The sequence below is a fragment of the Streptomyces sp. N35 genome (genome assembly GCF_016464295.1).
In the GTDB taxonomy this organism is placed as follows: Bacteria; Actinomycetota; Actinomycetes; order Streptomycetales; family Streptomycetaceae; genus Streptomyces.
Map to the genome: position 1 here is coordinate 58,165 of NZ_JAEIMH010000060.1, position 2,316 is coordinate 60,480.

Here is a 2,316-nt window from a genome sequence, read left to right on the forward strand (position 1 = left end):
CCGGGGGCGCTCGGGGGGTTTTTTCGCCCCTACCCCACCCTGGACATGTCTCACACCTTCAGGTACTTGCGCAGCGCGAAGAACGCGGCCAGCGCGGGCATCAGAAGTCCGATCACGATCACGAACGGGAGGACGGCGAAGACCTCGCCCATGCCGACGAAGTTCACCAGCGGCATCTTGTCCGCGAGCTGGAGACCGCCGTCGATCATGAAGTAGCGGCCGCCCACAAGCAGGATGGCCGCCAGGCCCGCGCCCAGCACACCCGCGAACGCCGCCTCCATGATGAACGGCAGCTGGATGTAGAAGCTGGAGGCGCCGACCAGCCGCATGATGCCCGTCTCGCGGCGCCGGCTGAACGCCGATACCCGCACGGTGTTGACGATCAGCATCAGCGCGACGACCAGCATCAGGCCCATCAGGGCGAGGGCCGCTACGTTCATGCCGTTGAGCAACTCGAAGAGTTTGTCGACGGTGTCTCTCTGGTCCTGGACCGACTGCACACCCGGCCGGTCGGAGAAGGCGCTGGAGATGACCTTGAACTTCTCCGGGTCGTCCAGCTTCACGCGGAACGACTCCTGCATCTGGTCCGGCGTGAGGCTCTGGGCCAGCGGCGAGTTGCCGTACTGCTCCTTGTAGTGCTTGTACGCCTGGTCGCTGGTCTCGAAGAGGACGTTCTCGACCGGCTTGAGCTTGCCCAGGTCGGTCTCGATGGCCTTCTTCTGCGCCGCGGTCACCGCGCCCTCGGTGCAGTTGGGGTCCGACTCCGCGTCGCCCTTGTTGCAGAGGTAGATCGCGACGTTGACCTTGTCGTACCAGTAGCCCTTCATCACGCTGACCTGCTTCAGGCCGAGCAGGGCACCGCCGAACAGCGCGAGCGACAAGGCGACCGACACGATCACCGCGATGGTCATCGTGAGATTACGGCGGAGACCGACGCCGATCTCCGACAGGACGAATTGGGCGCGCATGGCGTCCTTTCAGTGCTCGGGTTGCTCGGTGCCTCAGTGCTGGTAGCCGTAGACGCCGCGCGACTGGTCGCGCACCAGGCGTCCGCCTTCCAGCTCGATGACGCGCTTGCGCATCTGGTCGACGATGTTCTGGTCGTGGGTGGCCATCACCACGGTGGTGCCGGTCCGGTTGATGCGGTCGAGCAGCTTCATGATGCCGACGGAGGTCTGCGGGTCCAGGTTTCCCGTGGGCTCGTCCGCGATCAGCAGCATCGGTCGGTTCACGAAGGCGCGGGCGATGGCCACGCGCTGCTGCTCACCACCGGACAGCTCGCCCGGCATGCGCTCTTCCTTGCCGCCGAGGCCGACCAGGTCGAGGACCTCGGGGACGGTCTTGCGGATGGTGCCGCGGGGCTTGCCGATGACCTCGAGCGCGAACGCCACGTTCTCGCCGACGGTCTTGTTGGGCAGCAGGCGGAAGTCCTGGAAGACGGTGCCCAGCTGGCGCCGGATGTGCGGCACCTTCCAGTTGGACACCTTGCCGAGGTCCTTGCCGAGCACATGCACCTGGCCCTGGCTGCACCGCTCCTCGCGCAGGATCAGCCGCAGGAACGTCGACTTTCCGGAGCCGGATGACCCCACAAGGAAGACGAACTCGCCGCGCTCGATCTCCAGGGAGACATCCCTGAGTGCGGGGCGGGTCTGCTTGGGGTAGGTCTTGGAGACGTTGTCGAATCGGATCACGGATGCACCACGAGTCGCCGGGGGTAGGTGTGCGTGACCATACGCGAACCGGGGTATGCGGCGCAGGGCGCGGCAGGGGTTGCGCGTGGGTTGTGCGATTTGTCGCGGATCTCGTCCGATACGGGAGTGGAACAGACCGGTCCGAATCCGGCGCCGCGTCCCTGGTCGGCGGGCTTGCGGGCGAGGGCCGGGACCGGGCTCTTTTCGTGGGGCGCGCCGAATCGTGGCGAAGCTGGCACAGTGGTAGGGGGAACCGTCGAGTTCCCGGGAGCGTTGTGCGCGGTGAGACCATGCGGTGGGTACCCGCCGCAATGGGACGCGTGACGCGGCTTGGCCCGCGCGGGAGGAAGGACAGGCGCATGACCTATGACCGATTGGTGTGCGCGAACTGTGCTGCGCCCGTGAGCGAGGGCCGGTGCCGGGTGTGCCGGGCGAATCGTGAGCGGCTCGAGCAGCAGGGCCCCTTCGGAGGGCTGAACCCGGTGACGCTGATAGCGCTGCTGGTGATGGTGGTCGCGGCGATGGCGCTGGTGGCGCACCAGGCGGCGTAACCCCGCCGTCCGCACGACAACCGTCCGTACGACATGCCGGAAGGGGACGCATCTCCCGCCCGCGGGCCACCCCC

General features: G+C 67.0%; 3 protein-coding genes. 1 reads left to right on the forward strand and 2 read right to left on the reverse strand.

The annotated features are described in order from the left end of the window. Positions 1 to 50: 50 nt before the first annotated feature. Both ftsX and ftsE read right to left on the reverse strand, forming a co-directional pair. Positions 51 to 968, reverse strand: coding sequence for a permease-like cell division protein FtsX (ftsX, locus tag JAO81_RS28660; RefSeq protein WP_199550854.1), 918 nt, complete (start codon positions 966 to 968; stop codon positions 51 to 53). 33 nt (positions 969 to 1,001) lie between these two features. Further along, entirely contained in the window at positions 1,002 to 1,691 is a 690-nt protein-coding gene (gene ftsE / locus JAO81_RS28665) for a cell division ATP-binding protein FtsE (RefSeq protein WP_052578648.1), read from the reverse strand. Positions 1,692 to 2,050: 359 nt separating this feature from the next. On the opposite strand from ftsE, the gene JAO81_RS28670 reads away from it, so the two are divergent. Next, the gene (locus tag JAO81_RS28670; RefSeq protein WP_199550855.1) at positions 2,051 to 2,242 is read left to right on the forward strand and encodes a hypothetical protein; all 192 of its coding nucleotides are present in this window, start codon (positions 2,051 to 2,053) and stop codon (positions 2,240 to 2,242) included. The last annotated feature ends 74 nt before the right edge of the window (positions 2,243 to 2,316 follow it).

Excerpts from the sequence above, each read along its gene's own strand:
- ftsX (WP_199550854.1), bottom strand. The coding sequence starts at position 968 with ATGCGCGCCCAATTCGTCCTGTCGGAGATCGGCGTCGGTCTCCGCCGT.
- JAO81_RS28670 (WP_199550855.1), top strand. The coding sequence starts at position 2,051 with ATGACCTATGACCGATTGGTGTGCGCGAACTGTGCTGCGCCCGTGAGC.